This is a genomic window from Limnofasciculus baicalensis BBK-W-15 (genome assembly GCF_024178385.1).
In the GTDB taxonomy this organism is placed as follows: domain Bacteria; phylum Cyanobacteriota; class Cyanobacteriia; order Cyanobacteriales; family Coleofasciculaceae; genus Limnofasciculus; species Limnofasciculus baicalensis.
The window spans coordinates 1-22,864 of the sequence record NZ_JAMZMM010000018.1 but is presented as its reverse complement, the minus strand read 5'-3'; the positions used below and the strand labels follow the sequence as shown (position 1 = coordinate 22,864).

The following is a 22,864-nucleotide window of genomic DNA, read 5'->3' as shown; positions in this document are numbered from 1 at the left end:
AAAAATAGTTTCCCCTGCTCCCCTGCTCCTGCGCTCCCCTGCCCTCTCCTGCAAAAGTGCTGTAATCTGGAGAAAGAGTGGTATGCCTGGAGTAAGAAAGATGACCCATAGTATGTCAGGGCGCGATAGCGAAGCGCTGTTGCAAGCAGATCGCTATTTCCAGCTCATTGATGAAATTGTACAAACCACCCTACAAGGGAAGATTCGCTCGAAAGAGCAAGTCTATCAAATCCTGGTGTCAGGGATCAGGAGTGGGAGTGGAGAAATATTTGAGCGTTGTTTGGCGGAGCGTCTCAGTAGTACTCAGGAGCAGATAGATAATCCAGTTAATGAACTCAAGCAAGGCAAAGCTACCCGTACACTGAGGGCAATTAACACTATTAGTAGTGAATGGGATAGAGTTCAGGAGAAAAACCGCGTCGCTGATACAATCGCATCGGTCATTACATCTATTATTGATGCTGAACCTCCTGACCGCTTCACCATCTTACTCCGGGTGATTGACCCCAATCAGCAACAGGTGCTGAATACTTCACAACTCACCCAGTTAGCAAAAACTTTACAGCAAAAGGCGATCGCAACTGCTGACCCGGAAAAAGCTAAAGATATTTTACAACTATCGGGAGGGATTAGCGCAGGTTTATCCTCTTGGCGGCGATTAGAAAACGATTTGGTAAGCTGGATTTACGACCAAAGCAGAGGTTCCGTGGGATTTGAAGGACAACAGGAAAATCGAGGTCCTTGGGCACTATGGGCAAAAAAGGTTAACAGTCCTTTACCGCAGTTGCTCTTTGAATCTTTAGCCTACAATCAACCGATTGGGGAATGGTTAAATAAGCCAGAAAATCTAGAACTGGCTAAATGGGTTGAGTTAGCATTACTCCTGCAATATTTGCAGCGAGGATTGGTGACTTGGTTTGACAAAATGGTCTATAACTCCAAAGTTAGTGCCAAACTATCAATTTCTACTTATATTGTTTTTACATTCATTTGGTCTCAGTTAGCTAATGGTTTAAGTTCAATAACATTTAACCAGCGAGATCGTTTAGTCAATGGTTGTTTTCAAGTAACACTGCAAGTTCTCCGTGCCTTTTCCCAACGAGATTATTTTCCCCTTTACGGCGGTGTCTTTGCTAGCTTGAGTGGTAATTATCTTAGGAATGCTTTGGATTATTTAGATGAACCATTGCGACGAGTTGATGGCACTCAGGAAAAAGCGCGGATTCTGACTTTATTAGGTTATTCCCAACGGGCACAAGGTCAATATAGCAGAGCGATTTCCTTTCACGAACAAGCTTTAGAGATTGCTAGAAAAGAAGGGGATCGTATTTGTGAAATTGCTAATTTCAATCACCTCAGCCGCACTTGTGTTGCTCAGAAAAAATATTCTGACGCAATTAATTATAGTCAACGAGCCTTAATTCTAGCTCGACAAGTAGGAGATAAGTTAGGGGAAGCTAATGCCTTGACTAATTTAGGCTACAGTGAAGTATTTCAAGCACAGGATAGCCAAGAAATTGAAGCGGAAGTTTACGAGAGTGCGATTCACTATTTAGAACAAGGGCGACAATTATTAGAACGAGTCGGAGACAGGCAAAGTCAATCTCTATGTTTGAGTAGCTTGGGCATTGCTTGTGTTGTGACTCAACAGCATGAAAAGGCAATAACTTATTTAGAACAAGGTTGGCAAGCGGCTCAATTTTCAGGAGATTTATACCTTCAAGGTGTTAATCTAGCATACCTATCCCAAGCTTTCTACAGTCTGCAAGACTTAGAAAGAACTATCTATACAGGCGGGATTGGAGCTTATTTACTGGAACAAATTGGCTCTGAAGAATGGCGACAACCTGCGGGATTATTAATAATTTTAAAAGGTCAAATGGGGACAGAAGCATTCCAAGCTTTATTGGCAAAGCAGAGGTCGAAAATTATTCCTATTATTGGGGTAGACGGATACGATTATATTCCTCAAATGTTAGAAAAATATCGCGATTCTATTTAACTTTTGCCATAGATGAGGCGGAATGTGGGTTTAAGGTGGGTTTAAAGCCGACTCCGGTGTAACTTAATGTGGTCTCGAAAAAGCAATTCGGTGAATATCGAACTCAACGGTTAGTTTTATAAGCCTGGAATAAACTAAGATTTTAGGAGAAGATCTATATAGAGGAAAACATGTCTAAAGCCACTATTCTCGAACCCGGAAAATCCTATACCTTCCGCAATTATTTTGAGATGACTTATGAGCCAGACGACATTCTGGCTGAATTTGGTTTTTCCCTCAAACGCAGCAGCCTCGAGTTACCCAAATCTAATACGAATCTGGACCAACTAACTGAACTCAAAAATAGCATTCAGCGCCGCTTACCCTACGTTAGCCTCACCAGTGAAGCCGCCCGTCGCGAAATCCTGATTGCCCCGATTGTTTTAGCCCTCATCGATTACACTCAAGCTCAACTTAGAATCGAGTATGCCATTAACGTCTCCGAGCAACTAAAAGGCTCCCTCGACTACTACCTTCATACTCAGCACAATCTCCTTGTAATTGAAGCCAAAAATGCTGACTTAGCCAGAGGTTTTACTCAACTCGCCGTCGAACTCATCGCCATGGATCAATGGACAACCTCAGACGAAACCTTGCTCTATGGTGTAGTCTCAACCGGAGATGTCTGGCAATTTGGTGTATTAAATAGAGAAGAAAAACAAGTTCAACAAGATCTTAATCTCTATCGGGTGCCTGCCGATCTTAATGACCTCTTTAGCAGTCTTATTGCTATCCTGAATAATAGCGGCTGATTGCTAAATAACCACATGGAAAGTTTCAATGCTAGACATTTCTATAAATTACCAAAAATAACCGGGTTCTACCACAGTTTGGCGATCGCCTGAGTTATAGTTTAGCAGATATTCACGGGCGATCGCATCCTGTTTTCTTAAATTTTCCAGTTCAGTTTTACCGATTTCAGTATCGGTGGAAAGTAGAATTACTTGATGACTAGCGCTAGGGAAGTAGCGTTCAATTAGATTAGTTCGGTGGGAGGAATCAAGCCTTCCGAGAGGGGTGTCAATCGCTACAGGCAAGTGTCGTCCAGATACGCGGGCAAGTCCCCAGAGAAATGCGATCGCAAGTAGTTGTTTTTCTCCAGCAGAAAGGCGGTGTTTGGGGACTTGTTTCCCCTCTGGATCGTAGATGGATAAACTAAAGGTATCAGTGTCAATCGCGACTTGATGGACTAAATCAGATTTGTGGAGGAGATAGCGAAAACATTCGGTTACTTCTACTTCTAGTTTATTCAGTTTTCTGAGAGTTAATTTTTCTCGGAATAGTTTTAGGGTTTGTTGTACTTTAGCGGAAACGGTAATAATATGTCGATCGTTTTGAATTTCAATTGCTTTCTTGCTATAGACTTCCAACTCATGTTTTGTTTTTTTGATTTCTCTCTCTAATTGTTCTACTTTTTGATTAAGTGTCTCCCAAGTGGCTTTGAGTTTTGCTGCTTCATTTTGGGCATCATGGACTGCTTTTTCTAATTGTTGGTATGCTTCAGGTGAGGCTGCTGCTGCTAGTTGTCTTTCTAGAGAATCCATCTCAATTTCTAAAGTTTTGAGAGATTCCAATTTCTGTTTGGCTGTTAATGCGATCGTTTTTAGATCAGATCGAAGGAAGATATCTAATTGATTTATGGTTTCTGTATCAGCATTTAGCCAAGGTTTATCATCAGAGGCTATTTCTGTCTCCATTGATTTAGTTTCTTGGTCAATAAATGTTTGAATTTTACCCAGTTGTTCTGAATTTAAAGATAGATTTCTGATATAGTCAATCAGACGTTGGTCTCGTTGTTTTGAAATACCTATAGCAATTTTCGCTTCTTGCTGATGGGTTTCTTTTTCACATTGAGATTTAGCCAGATTGAGAATAGGTGAAATTAAAGCGAGGGGTAGGGCTTCGGCGGCTAATTCCATCATCGCCTGTCGAGTTTGTTCAGTTTGTACTTTTACCTCATTAAATTGCTTATCTAATTGGCTACGTTCCGCTGCAATTTTACCTCCTTCAGAGATAAATTTCTGATAAGCGCGGCTTTGCTTATCTTCTGCTCGCTCTAGTTTACTTTTAATTGCTTTTCTTTCTTGTTCAATCGATTCTTTCTCACGGTGTTTCTGTTGAAGCTTTTGTTCAATTTCATCAATATTAGCAAGTTGCTGGACATCAGCTAATTTTTTCCGTTTGCGACTAACTAAAATATCGATATCTTGAGATAATCTTTCCGCTAATTCTAGTCCAAGTAAGGATTGAATTGCATCAACAACAGCAGTGGGAGGGGTTTCAAGTTCAGCAAGTTCTTTCACTTGTTCTCCATCAAATAAAAATAAGTTAGAAATACCGAGGGGTAGAAGAGTTTCAATAAATTCTTCCCAGGTGTTTAATAGGGCTTGATCTGGCCATTCATCATCACCTACTAGAATCCCTAATGTATCTTTACCATCTTTAGGGTTTTTTGACCAATATCTAACAACTCTTAACTTAGTTGGTTTATTGTCTTGGATATGTTCAAATAATAATTCAATCCGGGTATTATCAACGGGTAAGGCATGGTGATTTACACATTGAGAGAGAAATTCACTATAGCTTAAATTGCCTCTGGTAGAACATTGGGCACGATTGCCATAAAGGGTAAGACGAATAGCATCCATTAGTGTGGTTTTTCCTCCTCCATTCATACCGCCAAATAAGATAATTGGGCAGGGATTATTATCTTTTTCGGGACGAAGGTTGATGACTTGTCTTCCGCGATAGGGACCGAAGTTTTGGAGTACTAATTCTAGGAATATCATTGTGGCTAGGGGATGGGTGGTTAGCAGCGGATGGGTTATTGGTGGGTGGCAAAGGGTGGCTGATGGGCAGCGGATGGGTTATTGGTGGTCATCACCTTCCAGATCATCTTCATCCATTGCTGGAAATTTTAAACTAGCCCAAGTTAACTGTTTAATTTTGCCAATATTTTCATCTTCCACTGCATTCTTTAAATCCCGCTTATCATGAGCATTTTGAATAGCTTCCTCTTTAGAACGAGAACTAGTGTCAAAACATTTTTCAAGCGCTTCATATACACCAACCCGACGATATTTAGTATGATATTGGCGCTCTGTATCTAGCAATTTTGCCATTAATTCTAGGTGCATAGCATCGTCACCTGTAATCTCTTCTAGCACTGCCCATTCATCGCTACCGATTAGTTTTCTGTCGGCACCAGGGCGAGGATCTTTAAATTGTTCGCCTGTCACTTCTTTATAAATACGGGGTAAACTATCATCAAATTCATGTTTTTCTTCCAGCCAAATCCTGCGAATCTCACTTAATTCTTCTGGAGTAATTAGGGTAATATCTCGCATTTCTGGGGGTGCAGTATGGCGAATTTTGCTTTGAGCTTCTAATACTCTTCTTAACCAGTGTTCTCTCCAGAATTTAGTATAAGGACCTGGAATATTTTCAACTTGGGTTTTACCATCTACATTACGTTCAAATAGTTCCACTTTACCATAGATACGGCGGAAGTCTCGCTTGTCGCGATCGTCTTGAATATCTAATTCATTGCGGATATCTAGTAGCGGCTGCATCCACTCTTTTTCCTCATCATTCTGAATCATTGCCGCCATAGATTTATCTTGATTCACCATTGTACAAACCCAACAACCAAAGCGTGAATCACCGCAGCTAGGAGTAGAAGTATCAACTACTAATGGACATTCATTATCTGCTGTAGCACCTCGATACATAGAAAATAAAGCTTTATTGTTATTTACCCAAGGATTTGGCCATTGCATCAAGTACAGCCAAACTTCATCATTACGCCAATCTTCGATCGGGCTGTAGATTAGAGAATTAGGTAAGCGAGAATTAGGGCTTAGGCGATCGCGTAATCTGCCTACTTCATGTTTTTTCATTGTGGCTGCACGTTTCGCACTTTCAGCTTTGCGAGTACCTAAGACAATAATAGTTTCACCACGTACTCGCACTATTTCTCGGATAAAATGGTTAACAGGCTGGATTTTCATACGATCGGTACACCAGCGAAATCCAATCCGAGGTGCTGGATAGCCTCTGCCCATTAAACATACCCAAAAGCTTTCTTGCATTGAAGGATAAAGTAGATGGGGTTCAATTGGCATTCCTTGCTCTTGAGCGGCTAACTTTACCTGTTTAATGGAATTACGAACCCAAGCGGAAACGATGGGATTTTCTACCAGCGTGTCTGTTGTAATAACGTAGATTATTTTAGCTCGTTTTTCTGGCGGTAGAGCTGCAATCGCATACCAAACAAGCTGCAATACTGCACTTGAATCTTTGCCGAAAGATACACCGATAATCCAAGGGATATCGTCTTGACAGTATAACTCTTGAATTTCTTGAGTCAGTTTTTCTATATCTTCCACTAAGTCAGGAAGAGTGCGTGCTGGAAATAATGGGATCTGCTGAATATCTGCCATGTTTTAATTACACTCAAAAATACTATTGTATCGCAATAAATTGTACATCAATAATCCATTTATATCTCACACAGATTAGCTTAATTTAATCCCTGTCTTCTGCTCAACCTCTCGAAGAGCAATTTTACAACCTTTATCCACTGCGGCTATTTGGGCAACTATTCTCTTATTTCCATCCCCATCATCTATCACCACACTATTTTGCCACAGTTGTGAGGTTCTTCTGTAATCAAGACTTGCAAGTGCATCAATTAGTATGTTTCTCTCTGCGTCGCTGAAATTCGTACCAAAAAATATTCGATTTCCTACTCTACTCAAAATTTGCAAACCAACCGTATTAAAATTAATTTTATCCTGTCGCAAACTGTATAGATCGAGATTGACAGTTTTTGATACAGGTTGTAGCAATAATTGCCATCCATCGTTAATCTTAGCAAATTCCATGTAGAATACTTTTGCCTTCTCCAAAAGCATTTTGTCTTCACCCTTTTGTTGGTTAGAGCGAGATTCAATTACCTGTTTTCTAGATGAACCAAATAAAAATTCAGCCATGCCAATCCGAAGCTGATTCATCGTAAATATATAATTTGGATCTTTGCCAAGCGTCTTGGAAATTTTATCAATACGTCCATTGAAAATAACTAAATCTCTAGAAATTTGGCGAGTTAACTTTGATAAAACATTACTTACATCAAATGCGGCTAAGAGTGCTGGGGGAATCGGTTTATTTTTAGCACAGTCAGCGAAATCTTGATGAATCTGATCGATATCCTCTTCTTGAACAACTAACACAGTTACACTATCATCTCGCAATTCCGATTTTTCTTTGATCGCTTTTTCAATAGCTTTGAGTCGATGCTGTCCATCAGTTACATAAAGCTCTACATTTGTTGGTAGTACAGCATAGCCAAACTTTACTGCACCAGTGCCAAAAGCAAAAACTTTAATAGGTTTACTTGAATTAAAGATAAATGGTGGCAGAATATAATTATCTGTTTCCAACAAATACTTAGCAATCTCATCAACATGTTGGTGAATCAGGGGACGGTTAATCAACTCTTCAGCATTAGACTTATGCCTTTTATTATCAGCACTCTGCAATTTTGCCATTTCCAAGAGCAGGTTAAAAGGAAGAGAAAATGCTAGATGATTCCTTTTGCCTTGCTCATATATGTGACATAGAAAAACTCTGGCACCGCAAGTCGCAGCATCAGCGTATGCCTGACTTTGAGCATCCTGTTGGGTTGGCATCAGGACAAGGTTAGCACTGGAAGCTTTGCTGTTGCTCGTATCTATGCTATTTGTCCGTTGGTAGACACTATCAAGCATAATAGTAGTCTCTTGTGTGACTTGTGCCACTAGGATAAACTAAAAATGGTAAAATGTCAAACTTATCAGTCCAAATAAAGACTGGGAAATGGTTTAACACTCTAAAAAATAGCTGCTAATCTGGAATAAACATAAATTTATGTCAATTCACTGTCATACACTGAAGTAAGTGTATTTTGCCGATCTACGAAAAAACAAGCGTTTCTTCAAATTAACCCCAACATCATAAGTACTTTACCCTAACCATGAACAGTCCTAACAACCCAACACCTCACTTTCCCAGCCAAATCCAGGAAAGAGAAACCCAAGAAGAAGAAGAATTAGCCCTACTTCTCAAGCGCTATCTCAGCAAAAACGACCAAATTCTCGTCCAAAAAACCCAAATGGGAGGTAGGGAAGCATACATTGGTTCCGTCACCCTAGAATGGTTCGCCAGTAGTGTCCGTTTTGCCTCCCATCTTCCCCTTTTCCATCACAAAATTAACCCAGAAACTGATAATGTTGAAATTGATGCCGAAACCATTGACGAAATTCAACAACGTCCCTTAGATTGGTCTCGCCAAGCACCTTTAGCCCAATATTTGGCAGTTAGCAAATCTCACAAATTCCCACCAGTTTTGGTAGTAATTAACCAACCTTGGGTAGATAATTCAACTGCGGAAGAATGGGATGTAAACGGACGAGCAATTAAATCTGTTACTGATTTTATGCCATTAGATAAAGACGGGGAAATTGGCTTATTAGATTTATCCCAAGAGATCGCTATTTTTGCATTAGATGGTCAACATCGATTGATGGGCGTACAGGGTTTAATGGAGTTAATTAAAACTGGCAAACTCCAACGATATAAAAAAGATAAGAAACCCTTAGATGTCTTTGTTAAAGTTGAGGATCTCAGGCAACTTTATAAAGTAGATTCAGTTTACTTGCAAAACCTAGCTAAAGAAAGAATCGGTATTGAGTTTATTTCTGCCGTTGTCGCAGGCGAGACTCGCGAAGAGGCAAGGCGAAGAGTTAGATCTATTTTTGTTCACGTTAATTTAATGGCTGTATCCTTAAGTAAAGGACAATTAGCCCAATTAGATGAAGATGATGGTTTTTCCATTGTTGCTCGAAAAATTGCCGTCACTCATCCTTTACTTAAGGATAAAAAAGAGCGAAATCCTCGCGTCAATTGGAATAGTGCTACTGTTACGGCAAAGTCAACAGTTTTAACTACCCTTCAAGCCTTGAAGGATATGTCTGTGCGGTATTTAGACTATAAATTTACCAATTGGAAATCATCGGATCAGAAAAATCTCATTCCCATGCGCCCAGAGGATAATGAACTAGAAGAAGGAATTGCAGAATTTAGCCAACTTTTCAATTATTTAGCCAGTTTACCTAGCTATCAGCGAATGGAAGAGGGGATAGAAACACCTAAATTACGTCGATTTAGTTTTGAAAAAGATGGGGGTGAAGGGAATATGTTATTCCGTCCAATTGGGCAAATTGCTTTGGTGCAAGCATTAGGAATTTTGGTATTTCGGAAACATTTCTCTTTAGAAGATATTTTTACTAAACTTCGCCACTATGATACAGTGGGTGGATTTAGTGGGATGGAATATCCTAAAAGTCTTTGGTATGGAGTCTTATACGATCCTTATAAAAAGAAAGTGTTAGTTTCTGGACGGGATTTAGCATCAAAATTGCTAATTTATATCTTGGGTGGAATTAATGATGATTTTGAACGTGCAGAATTGCGCCGGGAACTTGCGATTAATCGGCATGTTGGGGCAGGGCAATCTATGGGGTTTGAGGGTAAATTTGTCAAGCCACGAGAGGTTGGACTTCCGGAGGTTTTGTAGGAGATGGAGGATTTAATCGGGATTTTAAGTTGGGTGGGATAGAGTTTTTTTAACGCAAAGTTCGCAAAGAAGAGGAAGGTATCATTAGCGCTGTGGTTTCATATCGCCATACTTAATTAAAAGCGCGATCGCAATACTCACTCCTAAAATTAACACCATACTTAGCGATGAACCAAATCCCCAATTCTGAGTCGATCCCAGAAACTGATTATAAATCAATCGTGATATTGTCATACTTGATGCGCCACCTAACAATTCTGGATCGACAAAATCCCCCAATACACTAATAAAAACTAGCAAACAACCTGCGGCAATTCCCGGCAAAGTTTGAGGAACAGTCACTTTCCAAAAAGTTTGCAGGGGATTAGCGCCCAAATCTGCCGCAGCTTCCAATAAACTGCGGTCTAATTTTTCCAAAGATGCGTAGAGAATTAATACCATATAGGGTAAATAACTGTAAGCCATACCAACAAATACAGCCGCACTAGTATTCAATATATCCAAGGTAGGTAAACTAATGCTTTTGAGAACCGTATTGAGTACTCCCGTATGTCTTAAAATTGTAATCCACGAATATGAACGTAATAGAGAGGAGGTAAAATTAGGTAAGATAAACCCCAATAATAATAAATTTTGCCACCGTTTTGGTGCCATCTGGGCAATCCAATAAGCTACAGGGAAACCTAAAATTAAACATAATATTGTAGTGCCAATACTAAAAAATAGGGATCTCCCCATCACCTGAAAGTTAATCGGTTCCAATACTCGCAGATAGTTATCAATACCGGAAGGATTAACCACCATTCCTGGTCGAATATTTGGCACTAAACTTAATTCAAAAATTACTATAGTTGGTAATACCAGCAACAATCCTAGCCAAATTGCTGCTGGTGCTAATAATGTTAGGGGTTCCAACCACTTCCACCTGATTATAGATTTTCTAGGTGGTAAAGGTGGTGGTTCCATTCTGCTATTCATTCTATCGGGATTGGGTAAAGAGGAAGGGGACATATAGTGTTATCTATTAATATTTTTTTAACGCAAAGTAACGCAAAGGTAAGCGCAAAGGTACGCAAAGAAGAGAGTGCTAACAACAATTGGCTCTAAGCTAATTGTTCAACTTGTGTCAGTTATGAATAGCAATTGATTAAACCCACTCTTACTAACAACCAACAACAAATAACAAATAACAAATAACTATTTACTAGTCAATTGAGTCCAATAGCGATTGAAAACTTCTTCCATTTTACCAGCAGGTGCAATACCTTCACACTTTTCTAGCGCCGATTCTGTGGGAAATAAACTTAGATTTCCTTTAATTTCTGGTGGCAATAACTTCACTGCTTCTTTATTTGGTACTGCAAAACTTAATTCCTTACAAATCTCGGCTGCTACATCAGGCTGCAACATAAAGTTAATCCAAGCATAAGCCCCATCAAGATTAGGTGCAGTTGTGGGAATAACTAGAGTATCCACCCAAAAAGATGAACCACTTTTAGGTAAGACGTACTCCAAATCTTGATTTTCTGGGATTACTTCATTGGCATCTGAAGAATAACACATAGCTATTAGTAAATCACCACTCAAAATTTGGGTTCGCCACGCATCAGAGGTAAATGATGCAAGGTTGGGTTTTAATTCCAGCAGTTTTTTATATGCGGCTTCAATTTCCTGGGGATTTTTTGTATTATAAGAGTATCCCAACATTTTTAAGGTAGCACCCATAACTTCGCGGACATCATTGAGTAATGTCATCCGTTTTGATAGTTGCTCTTTATGTTGCCAAAGATAGCTCCAATCTGTGGGTGCTGGCTTTACCTTTTTCTTATTATAAATTAATCCAGTTGTGCCCCAACTTATGGGTATTGAGTGGGTATTATGGGGATTGTAAGTGGGATTTTGGAATTTGGGAAATAGGTTATCCATCCCGACTATGCGGGAAGGATCTAGCTCTACTAACATTCCCAAGTCCATCATTTTCTGTACTATATAATCAGATGGGTAGATAATGCTATATCCACCACCACCACCTGCTTGAATTTTAGCTAACATCGCTTCATTGGAGTCATAGACATCAGCAACTACTGTAATTCCTGTTTTTTCTCGAAATCTATCTATAAATTTGCTATTTGTATAGCCAGCCCAAGTATATATATATAACTCTTTACTGGAATTTTGACGAGTAGGTTGTGGTTTTACATTCGCCAGTGTCCAACCACATCCTGATAGCACTATCGCAGGTATTCCAGCAGCAATTCCCTGGAAGAATTGACGGCGTGTGGGGTGTCTTATTAATGAATTATTGGTCATTTGTTATTTGTTATTTGTTATTTGTTATTTGTTATTTGTTATTTGTTGTATTAGAAATAATAACTGTCATAGGAGAGATACCTGTTATCCAATAAGAATTGGATCTAGATCCATTCTTCAGTTCCTCACAAACAACCCAAAACCAACAACAAACAACAACCAACAACTAACAACCAACAACTAACAACCAACAACTAACAACCAATAACTAACAACCAATAACTAATTTAGCAATACTTTACTGCTTGTTCTAGTGGTAGGGGTTCACCAGTTTTGTGGTCAGTATTTTGACAGGCGAACATGGTATGGGCTGGAATTTTTTCAAATTCTAGATCTTCTCCATTACTTTTAATGACATAGCCGCGCAATTCTTTAATAGGTAGTTGAGTAAATTCGTCAATTTCTGGGGTAAAAGATCGCAGAATTAGCGATCCTTGGGGCTGCGCACCCTCTAAAAGTTCAGAGGCAAAAAATTCCTTGATATCTCGATTTGTGCCGTAGACAACCTTTTTTCCTCGACGTTTGATGTCAATAACTAATGGTTGGCCATCACTATTGAGAAAAGTAGCGATCGCAATTGTTTTGCAGTTAGACTCTAACTCTTGTAAAAACGATATCAGCCCTGGTGTTTGCATTTTAATAATTACTCCTGTAATGCCAAACAATCTATAGGTTTCCAGAAGGCATAAACTGGGGTGTGTGGATCTGGCAATTTGCTAGCTGTATTTGGTAACATTACAGTTAAGCGATCGCCACTAAGCAATTCCACGATAAAATGAACATGAGTTCCCAAGTACATAATATTTCTCAGACGACCTTCAAAACAATTAATTTTAGATTCTGGCGGTGTCAGACTCAATCGAATTTTCTCAGGGCGTACAATAACCACTGCCTCTTGCGATCTAATTATTTCTTCTCCTGGATTTGGCTCCACCACAATTTTCAACCCATTCGCTGTTACAATTTCAATACTGTTAACATCTCCTGATTCTAATCGCCCTTTAAAAGAATTTGTATCGCCAATAAAATTTGCTACAAATGGGGTGTGTGGATGTTCGTATATTTCCGTAGGAGTGCCAATTTGCTCAATTTTACCCCCCCGCATTACGGCAATACGCTGGGAAAGACTTAGGGCTTCTTCTTGATCGTGAGTGACCATAATAAATGTCAACCCCAAATCTTGATGTAGGTTTGAAAGTTCAACCTGCATTTCTTGGCGTAGTTTAAAATCCAAAGCACCCAATGGTTCATCTAATAATATTACAGCAGGACGGTTAACTAATGCCCGCGCCAATGCTACCCGTTGCTGTTGTCCCCCAGACAGTTGTGCCGGAAACCGATTGGCATAAACTTCCATTTTTACTTGTTTGAGGGATTGTTTCACCCGTTCCTCTATTTCCAACGCCTTTAGTTTTTTGAGTCGGAGACCAAAGGCAATATTTTCCCACACTGTCAGATGATTGAACAGAGCATAACTTTGAAAGACTGTATTTACAGGGCGGCGATAGGCTGGTATTTGATTCATCGATTGCCCTTGAATCAGTATCTCGCCAGCGGAGGGGGTTTCAAATCCTGCCACCAAGCGTAGGGTAGTTGTCTTCCCGCAACCCGATGGTCCGAGAATACTGAAAAATTCGCCTCGGTGGATATTAAGATCGATCCCTCGGACGGCTGTTTCGCCCTTGAACACCTTAAACACCTTACGCAGTTCAACATCGAAATGAGTTGCAGTATCCGGAAATAGTTGTTCTTTCACAGAAGTTTGAAACATAGCGGTTTAGTTCAACAGCAGCGAAATCCAAATTGAACAGGTAAGGGGTGCCCGGGGAGAGACAAGAGGCAAGAAAAATTGATTTTGATTGAGGGTAGTGAGGACTATGACTCAGGACAGCCCAATGTCAATCAGTTTGGGTCTATTGTATCTGTATACAATAGCGTCTTCATCTGTTCTTTTTGCCAATTCACTAGTAGGACTTACAGACAGCTCGTCAGAAACCCGGTTTATTCGTCAACCTCAATCGTCTAAACCCGCTATTTTTTGTAGGAACCGGGTTTATTTGCCTCAGTCCAGAATAGGATAAAAGTTACCATCGCAACGCCAGCCTTCGGCATCGCGCACGCCCTAGCCTGCGGCAGGCTAGGGCGTGGAGCTTGCAGATCCCTAAGAAACTTGGTAAAAATTTGTTTTAGAATTACCTATCCGCTGATATTTTGTGCTATGACCGTAACTCAGCCTTCGTCATTAGGGCGACAAGCCACATCCCGTACCATTGGACGCAATTACCAGTCTCTGGTTTTGATGCTACTCGTTACTCTCTTCCTAATGGGAGGGATGGGAGCGCGTTTGGTGTACTTGCAGTTAATTCAAGGAGAACAAAACCGCCAAAAGGCAGAAGATAACCGGATTCGCTTAGTACCCAAGCAACCTGTACGAGGTAATATTTTTGACCGTAAGGGCAAAATTTTAGCAACTTCTCGGCTATCTCACGCCGTCTATATCTGGCCTTTGATGCTGAAAAAAAGCGAATGGCCCCAAACCCTGAAGCGCCTATCAGAACTTTTGAATATCCCAGAAAAGGAGATTCAAAAACGGGTCGAACGTGCTGGCGCTAGCCCCACTTCCCTAATCCGACTGGAACGTGACCTTACTCCTGCTCAAATTACTGCTCTTCAAGAGTACACCTCAGACCTAGATGGAGTAAAGGTAGATATTGAAGCGGTGCGGAACTATCCCAATGGCAGTGTCGGGGCACATGTATTAGGTTATACAGGGGAACTCAACGATAAAGAACTCGAAAAGCGTCGAGCAGAAGGCTATCGCATGGGTGACATTGCAGGTAAAATGGGCGTGGAAGAAGCTTATGAGCAAAAGCTGCGGGGAGAATGGGGTGGTCAGCAGGTTGAAGTAGATGGTGCTGGTCAAATCCTCCGAATTTTAGGAGAAAAACAGGCGAAAGCGGGTAAAGATATCTACATCACTCTAGATCTCACCACACAGAAGGCAGCAGAGGAAGCATTGGGAGATCAAAAGGGAGCGATTGTTGCCCTAAACCCTTATACTGGTGCGGTTCTAGCCATGGTAAGCCGTCCTACTTTTGACCCGAATATTTTCTCTGGGAAAATTACTGGCGCTACGTGGCAGAAGTTACAAGGGAAAGGTAATCCTTTTGTGAACCGCGCTATGCGGGGTTTTCCTCCTGCTAGTACCTTCAAAGTCGTGACTCAGACGGCGGGGATGGAATCCGGTAAATTTGGTCCTAATACAATCTTGCCAACCTTTGCCGCACTGAGAGTAGGTGGAACTTCTTTTGGTGAGTGGAATCATGCTGGATTTGGTAGCATTGGATATATTCAGGCTATGCAGTGGAGTAGTAATACTTTTCACGGTCAGATTGGTAAGGGGGTTGGCGGACCGACACTGATTGAATGGTCCCGGAAATATGGTTATGGCGAAAAAACTGGGATTGAGTTATCAGAAGAAGCCGCAGGTTTAATTGCTGATGATACGTGGAAGCGGAAGCGATTTAACTGGGAATGGACGGTGGGCGATACAGTAAATATGTCCATCGGGCAAGGGTTTACTCAGGCAACTCCTCTACAAGTAGCCGTGATGTTTGCCGCACCTGCTAATGGTGGTTATAAGGTTACACCCCACTTGATTCAGAATGATAAAGATCCCAACCGCTGGCGTAAGTCATTGAATTTAAAGCCAACTACCATGGAAACATTGCGCAAAGGGCTGCGGGCGGTAGTCGCTAGCGGTACAGGGAAAGCTCTAAATGTACCCCATCTACCTCCTGCTGCTGGAAAGAGTGGTACGGCTGAAGCACCTCCTGGTAAGCCTCATGCTTGGTTTGGCGGCTTTGCACCCTTTGATAAACCGGAAATTGTTGTAGTGGCGTTTGCTGAACATTCTGGTGGTGGAGGTGGCTCCGTAGCAGCACCAATGGTTAAACATGTGATGGAAGCTTATTTTGGCAAAACCGATCCCGCAGCCGCTAAGGAGAAAGAGAAAAAACCAACTGGGCATTAATAGTAATTTTTCCAGTAATTTTCCAGTAGGTTGGGTTGAACGATAGTGAAACCCAACACAGTCCAATTAAATTGGACTTGTTGGATTTAGTTACCTCAACCCAACCGACTAAATCTTAAAGTGAATTCCTAGTTCCTCAAATATTAATAGAGATAGGAAAAAGTCAAATATAAAAATAGATACCCAAGAGGTGACAACAGCAGATGTTGCTGCTTTTCCTACTCCTTTAACTCCTCCTCTAGTTGTCAGTCCCCAACTACAACCAATTACTGCAATCAACATCCCAAATATTGAAGATTTGAGAAGGACATTCACTAAGTCTCGCACGCCTAAAAATTCTTGGACGGAACGGAGAAAAATTACAGGGGCTAAGTCATAGGCTATCGCCGCAATAAATGTACCGCCAGCAATACCAACAATTAGTGCTAATATTGTTAATACTGGCAACATTAAACTACAAGCTATAACACGAGGCATTACTAGATAATCAATCGGATCTGTTTTCAGCATATATAAGGCATCAATCTGTTCTGTAACCTGCATCGCGCCTATTTCTGCCGCATAAGCTGAACCGACTTGTCCGGCGATAATACTAGCTGTTAAAACGGGAGCTAATTCGCGACAAAAAGCTAGTGAGAATGCGCCACCTACTACAGTAACTGCGCCAAATTTAGTTAATTCCCTGGCAGTTTGAATGGTAAAAATCATCCCAGAAAAAAGAGCAATTAGGAGAACCGGAGTAAGTGTTTCTGGTCCTGCTATTGCCATTTGTTCGAGTAAGTTACGCGCAGATATTTTGCCTCTTAAAAGACGAGTGAAAACTTGTCCACCGAGTAATCCAGCGAAGAGACACCGATAAAACCAAGAATACTCGAGGTTTTCATCAGTTGGTAATTTTAACATGTTTGGTGGGGTGTGAAGAGTAAATGGGGTTGATAACAGTTGCCAAAATACAGAGATTTACCTAGACTTAGACTAGCAAATTCTCTGTATTGCAGTGGAGAGATAGATTAGTACAGCAAACCAGACAAAACTCCGTCCCTTCTGTGTAAACACCCTGACGGGATTGAGAAACTGAGGGCTGCCATTAAATCAGTCCAAACTGAGTTATAGCAAAAGTCAGGCATTCATGCCTTCAAAAGTCACCCATTGAAATGATTGCCGTGAATGGGTTTTGGCGTTTTTGGATGTCTTAACACGGGCGACTGATATACTGTGGCGGTTGCTATAGATATAGCACTCACCAAGAGAGTCAGGACATCTGAAAATGCCAGAACCATGTTACAGCAAGCATTTCAATCCATTTCATTAGCTCATATTTGGACATCCAACTAATGAATTAATTTCCGATAGTATCAATTCCACATTCTTGGTAAAATCAAACTCGGCATCATAGCATAGCTTGGCATTATTACTGTACCAGTCGTAGGATTTTAGTATCTGTCCAATTGCTAATTCAATCTCATTAGAGTTGGATGGATCTTGAATAACTACGCCAATTTTATATTTTTCAACTAACTCTACTAAAGATGGCAAGTCATTCACCAAAACTGGCTTTCCATACTTTAAATACTCGGCAATCTTTCCAGAAGCCTTGATTTTTTTAATCAACAAATATGCTAGCAAAGCTTTAACTATGTACGAAAAAGTCAACTTAAGCTACACAAGAGCTTAAGCCATAAAACTTATACCAAATCCGGGATACCCCTTTGATCAACTATATTCAGCTGGTCGTATTTATTTGTGTGTTAGCGAAGCGACAACGACGATACGAACACGAGGAGGAAGGGATAACATCCATGGCAGTCGCCTAAGCTAAAAGGGGGTAGCCAACTCAGATATGGTATTGAAAACAAGATCTAGTCCTTATGACTATAAATAGCGCAAATTTTAGAATTGTGCAACCTTTGACCCCAGATCTAATATCGCCTATAGTCAATATTTAGCCCAAAGCCACAAAAAATAAAACCTTATGGTCCGAGAGATTGAGCGAAAGCGCCAAACAGACGATTTTCCAGAAACAGCACCCGCTGCTAATCCCGTATTTTTCAGAACCTACAGTCGCCGCATCGGAGGGAATCGTGAGACTTGGGGAGAGGTTTGCGATCGCACCATTCGCGGTTTAGCTAAACTAGGTAAGCTAACTTCAGCCCAAACTGACCTTCTCTACCGCATGATGCGCCAACTTAAGAGTCTTCCCTCTGGGCGCTGGTTGTGGGTGGGGGGCAGCGAGTGGATTGAACAGCAAGAGAACTTTTCTGGAGCCTACAATTGTACCAGTACCAATGTTATTGATTGGCAAGCCTTTGGTTTAATGATGGATTTGGCGATGATGGGGTGCGGTACAGGTGCTGTAATTGAACCCAATTATATCAATCAATTGCCCCCAATTCGCAACAAAATTAATGTTAGCGTAGAGGGAAAAATTGGGACTACTCCTCCTGAATTACGTCGGGAAAAAACTGAGGCAAAAATTGAAGGCGATCGAGTTATCATTTATGTGGGAGACTCGCGTCAAGGCTGGGTAAAATCTTATCAAACTATCCTGGAATTATCCACTGATGAGCGATTTTCAGGAGAGGTTAATCTTGTCGTCGATATTAGTGATGTTCGTCCGGCTGGAGAACCGTTAAAAGGGTTTGGTGGAGTGGCAAATCCAGTAAAATTAGCAGAACTTTATCATCGCTGTGCGGCAATTTTGAATAAAGCTTTAGGGCGACAATTAAATTCAGTGGAATGCTGTTTATTAATTGATGAAGCGGCAGTCACAATAGTTGCAGGCAATATTCGCCGCTGTATCGCTTACGGAGAAAGGGTTTCAACGATTTCAGGCATGAAGCCTATTCAAGATATTGCCATCGGTGAATTGGTCCTGACTTCTTCTGGAGAGTACAAACCCGTTACGGATAAGTTTCTGCAAGGTATACAAGATGTTGTCGAGATTCGGACTCCCGAAACTTCGATTCGTTGTACTGCTAACCATCGGGTTGCGGTTTACAATGGCTTGCAATCTTATACCTGGAAATATGCAGGAGAATTACAACCGGGAGATCGTCTAATTTCTGTGCCGCACCGCAAAGGGATGCCCTGTTCCACTACTGATTATGCTTGGCTGGTGGGATTTTTTATTGGTGATGGACATCCAGATATTGCTTCTTTAAAACGCCGCAATGGTGGTGGCGGATGTGTCACTTTTGCCTTTTCTAAGGAGCGACTAAACGGTGTTCTTGGACAAAAATGCCTCCGCATTCTCAAAAGCCTCGGTTATACCCCATCCATCAGTTTTTATGAGAATCATGCCTACATCAAAGTTCATCGCAAAGAATTAGCCGACGAACTCATTCAATACAAACAGCCTTGGCAAACTCCGATCATTCCAGAATTCGTTTGGTTGGCAACTGAAGAAATTCGCGGTGCGTTTCTAGCGGGGTTAGCCGATGCTGATGCTGGCCCGTCGCGGAATGTTTTGTTGAACTCCAACAAACTAGAGTTTTTGCGGCAGGTTCAACAGTTGGCTTTGTCTTTAGGAATTGCCACAACATTACACGAGCGCAGCCCAAAAATGCTTCAAGGCGGCGATACCGTCTACGAGGGCTGTCATTGGCTAAAAATTCGCGGAATTCAGTCTCAAGTCAATGCGGTTGCTTTAGTGAACCCACAGATGGGACGCGCAGGATTCAGGATTTGTGGACAGAAAAAAAATGGTTTGAGTTTGCCCCATCAATTCGTTGAAGAAGCAATGCTGAGTGGTTGGCGATCTCAAACTATTAGGAACACAAAGAGCATTATCAACCCCAGCCACAAAGGGGGATCAATGCGCGATGCCAACTGGGATACTTTACTCTCCGAGGGCATTGTTAATCCTCATTGGCTACCCTTAGAGGTGCAATTGGTTGTACCCGCAGGACAAGCTGAAACCTTCGATATTGAAGTTGAGAGCGATCGCGAATTTATCGCCAGTGGTTTGCTCGTGCATAACAGTGCCGGGATGCGTCAGGGAGATAGTGAAGATCGATTATTCTCCAATGCTAAAACCAATCTCTGGCAACAAGATGAAAATGGTAATTGGCGCATTGATCCAGAAAGAGATTCTTTGAGAATGGCAAACCATACCCGTGTTTTCCACAAAAAACCAACACGAGAAGAATGTATTGATGCTGTGCGTCAACAATATTATAGTGGAGAAGGTGCGATTCAATGGGCAGGAGAATCTATCGCCAGAGCTAATTGCGATTTGTTAACAACTGACGAAATTAAGCACAATTTTATCAAAGCTTATGGCAATGGCAAAGGTGAAGAATGGTTGGCAGATAATTTTCCGGAAATGCCTACAAGAGAGAGACAACATCGTTTATCTCGTTATGGTTTAAATCCGTGTGGTAAGTAATTTTGCCTCACGTAAAAAACCCCGTAAAATCGGTGAAGGCTGAGATGCTAATACCGAGGTAATCAAGGGAATTAAAAGGCCTTTGACACCGTACAGCGTAGAGAATGAAACTAGATGATAATAAAAAATATTTTCTAGAATATAATTTCTCCAAGAGTGCGGGGGTGCGTATGAAAAGCTATCAGATAACAACTACTTGTTATATTTAATCGCTGATAGCCAATAGTAATGCGTTCAAAATGTATGCGGAGCTGCCACGAATACAGAAGTGGTAGAACTAAAAGATAAAAAGCTTTTAGGATAACAAGACTGGAAATTATCGGAGCGAATTTCCACTGTAACCTTTCCGAGATTCATCTCAATCAAATCGACCCCAAAAACAGCAAAGAACAAGAGGAAGCTTTCACCGCTGGCGCATTATCAGTCGCCACACTCTTAAACCACAAATTCCTCGAACCTCGCTATCAATATAGTCGAGAATTAGATCCAATTGTTGGTGTTTCCTTCACCGGATTATTCGACTTCTTTGTTACCGCATTCGGTGTCGATTGGTTGCGCTGGTGGGAAGAAGGACGACCAGATACGATACAAGGATTGCAGTATAAGGAACAGGAAAAAGAGTACTTAACTCGTTGGCGAGATATCGTCCATCGGGTAATTTGGGAATATTGCGACAAGCACAATCTTAAACGTCCCAATCGCTGTACAACTGTTCAACCTTCAGGGACAAAATCTCTATTAACCAGTGCATCTCCCGGATGGCATCCACCTAAAGCTCAACGTTTTATTCGACGAATTACTTTCAGAAAAAACGATCCAGTTGCTTTAGCTTGTATCGACTACGGTTACAATGTCATTCCCTCCCAATCAGATAAAGATGAAAATGGACATCTTTTAAACGATCCCTTTGATCCGCGATGTTCGGAATGGTTAGTAGAAATTCCCGTTGCTGTACTTTGGGCAGATTTACCGGGGGCTGATACGATTGAAATTAGCAAGTTTTCTGCCTTAGCCCAAATGGATTTTGCGATGCAGGTGCAGCGCTGGTATGTGACTCACAATACTTCTTCTACTTGGGAGTTACGAGAAAATGAAGTCGAGCCTTTAGGTGAGCGTATTTATCAAGCGATTCAAAACGATGAAGGCTATATTTCAGCCGCACTTTTAGCTCGTTTTGACGATCATCAATCCTTCCCTCGTTTGCCCTTTGAACCTATCGAGAAGGAAACCTACGAACAACTAATGGCAGAGGTAAAAATACGACGAAGAAACGATAATTTTCGTGCTGCATTAAGCCGCTATGATGCAGGCGAATTGCTTGAATCTGGACCTGCTGGTTGCGATTCGGATAAATGTATGTTACCGGAACAACAACCAGGTTAAGTGAGGTTAAGGGGATAGCTATCCTGTAATTTGAAGGATGGAAATAATTTTTTATTTCATCCTTCATCCTTATAAGTTTTACCTCTGTCATACAGACAGACAACAGGATGGGTCTAATTAGGATACGAGTGCGAGAATTAGCTGCTGAAAAGGGTTGGACGCTTAAAGAAGTGTCTCAAAGAGCCGAAATTCCTTACAGTACAGTAAGAAGTTATGCCCATTCTCCCAAGTTGGCAACTGTAGACTATACAGCTTTGCAGAAACTCGCTCGCGTATTTGATGTAATGATTGAAGATGTAGTTGAAGTTTTAGAAGAGTAGGTGTATCGCGGCTTAAAAGGATCTGGATAGGGAATAGGATTTGCTTGCAGCAGGGCTTCGCTATCGTGGTTAAGCTAATTCACCTCTAACTTACATCAAATTATAAATAATCCACTTGGACAAGATTATTGTACTACCTAAATTCCTGACAACATTTCAAAAATCGAGCTGGAATTTCTGGACAACTTCCCCAATGTAAATGAAGATAGGAAGCATGAATCTGATACATTTGCCACCCTTCTGTGGCAAGCCCATCCTGTTTCCTATCTTCATATCCCCTGATTTCAAACAAAGGATTTTCAGCCATTACTGTCAACTGAGAACGATGAAATTCATGTCCCCAAACCCTTGTACCAACTAATAATATTGGACTCTCTTGTAAAGCAGTAGCTTGTCGATATCCCAAAGTGAGACGCTTCCCCATAACTGCTGTTGTCGGTAAAATTCCCGCCATCAACCAAGACTTATCCTCAAAATCAATAATTTTCTCACATAAATACATTAACCCCCCACATTCAGCATAAGTTGGCATTCCCTGAATAATTACCCGCCTAACTGCCTCAATTGCCCCCATATTTTCTGCCAATTCTTGAGCAAAAACTTCAGGAAAACCACCCCCAAAGTACAATCCCTGTACATCCGCAGGTAAACTAGAATCAGATAAAGGACTCCAAAATACCAACTCAGCCCCCAATTCTTGCAAAATATCCAGATTATCCTGATAGTAGAAACTAAAAGCGCGATCGCGTGCTACAGCAATTTTGATGGGGAG

General features: G+C 41.1%; 15 protein-coding genes and 2 pseudogenes. 7 read left to right on the top strand and 10 right to left on the bottom strand.

What is annotated here, in order from left to right:
• Positions 1 to 100: 100 nt before the first annotated feature.
• Together NJ959_RS03490 and NJ959_RS03485 are read left to right on the top strand one after the other, a co-directional pair.
• Entirely contained in the window at positions 101 to 2,002 is a 1,902-nt protein-coding gene (locus NJ959_RS03490; protein WP_254010357.1) for a tetratricopeptide repeat protein, read from the top strand.
• A gap of 170 nt (positions 2,003 to 2,172) precedes the next feature.
• A complete protein-coding gene (locus NJ959_RS03485; protein ID WP_254010356.1) occupies positions 2,173 to 2,793 on the top strand; it encodes a hypothetical protein in 621 nt (206 codons plus the stop codon).
• 48 nt (positions 2,794 to 2,841) lie between these two features.
• Here the strand turns inward: NJ959_RS03485 and dndD are convergent, their stop codons facing one another.
• The 3 genes from dndD to NJ959_RS03470 form a co-directional block, all read right to left on the bottom strand.
• The gene (gene dndD / locus NJ959_RS03480; RefSeq protein WP_254010355.1) at positions 2,842 to 4,830 is read right to left on the bottom strand and encodes a DNA sulfur modification protein DndD; all 1,989 of its coding nucleotides are present in this window, start codon (positions 4,828 to 4,830) and stop codon (positions 2,842 to 2,844) included.
• A 78-nt stretch (positions 4,831 to 4,908) separates the two neighbouring features.
• Positions 4,909 to 6,483 carry a DNA phosphorothioation system sulfurtransferase DndC gene (dndC, locus tag NJ959_RS03475; protein WP_254010354.1) on the bottom strand — a complete coding sequence of 525 codons (1,575 nt, stop codon included), beginning with the start codon at positions 6,481 to 6,483 and terminating at the stop codon, positions 4,909 to 4,911.
• A gap of 75 nt (positions 6,484 to 6,558) precedes the next feature.
• Entirely contained in the window at positions 6,559 to 7,842 is a 1,284-nt protein-coding gene (locus NJ959_RS03470) for a DNA sulfur modification protein DndB (RefSeq protein ID WP_254010353.1), read from the bottom strand.
• Positions 7,843 to 8,057: 215 nt separating this feature from the next.
• Between NJ959_RS03470 and NJ959_RS03465 the strand changes: the two genes are divergently transcribed.
• Positions 8,058 to 9,659: a DGQHR domain-containing protein gene (locus tag NJ959_RS03465; RefSeq protein WP_254010352.1), complete on the top strand. Its 1,602-nt coding sequence runs from the start codon at positions 8,058 to 8,060 to the stop codon at positions 9,657 to 9,659.
• Positions 9,660 to 9,743: 84 nt separating this feature from the next.
• Here the strand turns inward: NJ959_RS03465 and NJ959_RS03460 are convergent, their stop codons facing one another.
• From NJ959_RS03460 to NJ959_RS03445, 4 genes are all read right to left on the bottom strand, one after another.
• Positions 9,744 to 10,625 carry an ABC transporter permease gene (locus tag NJ959_RS03460; RefSeq protein WP_254010364.1) on the bottom strand — a complete coding sequence of 294 codons (882 nt, stop codon included), beginning with the start codon at positions 10,623 to 10,625 and terminating at the stop codon, positions 9,744 to 9,746.
• Positions 10,626 to 10,856: 231 nt separating this feature from the next.
• Positions 10,857 to 11,969 carry an ABC transporter substrate-binding protein gene (locus NJ959_RS03455; RefSeq protein ID WP_254010351.1) on the bottom strand — a complete coding sequence of 371 codons (1,113 nt, stop codon included), beginning with the start codon at positions 11,967 to 11,969 and terminating at the stop codon, positions 10,857 to 10,859.
• Positions 11,970 to 12,196: 227 nt separating this feature from the next.
• Complete coding sequence (locus tag NJ959_RS03450) at positions 12,197 to 12,604, bottom strand: hypothetical protein (protein ID WP_254010350.1); 408 nt, start codon at positions 12,602 to 12,604, stop codon at positions 12,197 to 12,199.
• Between the two features lie 8 nt (positions 12,605 to 12,612).
• Positions 12,613 to 13,740, bottom strand: coding sequence for an ABC transporter ATP-binding protein (locus NJ959_RS03445; protein ID WP_254010349.1), 1,128 nt, complete (start codon positions 13,738 to 13,740; stop codon positions 12,613 to 12,615).
• 447 nt (positions 13,741 to 14,187) lie between these two features.
• Between NJ959_RS03445 and mrdA the strand changes: the two genes are divergently transcribed.
• Positions 14,188 to 16,002 carry a penicillin-binding protein 2 gene (gene mrdA / locus NJ959_RS03440; protein WP_254010348.1) on the top strand — a complete coding sequence of 605 codons (1,815 nt, stop codon included), beginning with the start codon at positions 14,188 to 14,190 and terminating at the stop codon, positions 16,000 to 16,002.
• 108 nt (positions 16,003 to 16,110) lie between these two features.
• Here the strand turns inward: mrdA and NJ959_RS03435 are convergent, their stop codons facing one another.
• Positions 16,111 to 16,905: an MlaE family lipid ABC transporter permease subunit gene (locus NJ959_RS03435; protein WP_254010347.1), complete on the bottom strand. Its 795-nt coding sequence runs from the start codon at positions 16,903 to 16,905 to the stop codon at positions 16,111 to 16,113.
• Positions 16,906 to 17,310: 405 nt separating this feature from the next.
• The gene (locus NJ959_RS03430; RefSeq protein WP_254010346.1) at positions 17,311 to 17,655 is read right to left on the bottom strand and encodes a glycosyltransferase; all 345 of its coding nucleotides are present in this window, start codon (positions 17,653 to 17,655) and stop codon (positions 17,311 to 17,313) included.
• 319 nt (positions 17,656 to 17,974) lie between these two features.
• Here NJ959_RS03430 and NJ959_RS03425 point away from each other — a divergent pair, with 319 nt between their 5' ends.
• The 3 genes and pseudogenes from NJ959_RS03425 (at position 17,975) to NJ959_RS03415 (ending at position 22,092) form a co-directional block, all read left to right on the top strand.
• A complete protein-coding gene (locus NJ959_RS03425) occupies positions 17,975 to 20,389 on the top strand; it encodes an LAGLIDADG family homing endonuclease (protein ID WP_254010345.1) in 2,415 nt (804 codons plus the stop codon).
• A gap of 312 nt (positions 20,390 to 20,701) precedes the next feature.
• Positions 20,702 to 21,772, top strand: a pseudogene (gene nrdJ, locus NJ959_RS03420) (ribonucleoside-triphosphate reductase, adenosylcobalamin-dependent); the annotation flags it as partial.
• A 107-nt stretch (positions 21,773 to 21,879) separates the two neighbouring features.
• Complete coding sequence (locus NJ959_RS03415) at positions 21,880 to 22,092, top strand: helix-turn-helix domain-containing protein (protein ID WP_254010344.1); 213 nt, start codon at positions 21,880 to 21,882, stop codon at positions 22,090 to 22,092.
• 133 nt (positions 22,093 to 22,225) lie between these two features.
• On the opposite strand, the pseudogene NJ959_RS03410 reads toward NJ959_RS03415, so the two are convergent.
• A pseudogene (locus NJ959_RS03410) lies at positions 22,226 to 22,864 on the bottom strand (cobyrinate a,c-diamide synthase); the annotation flags it as partial.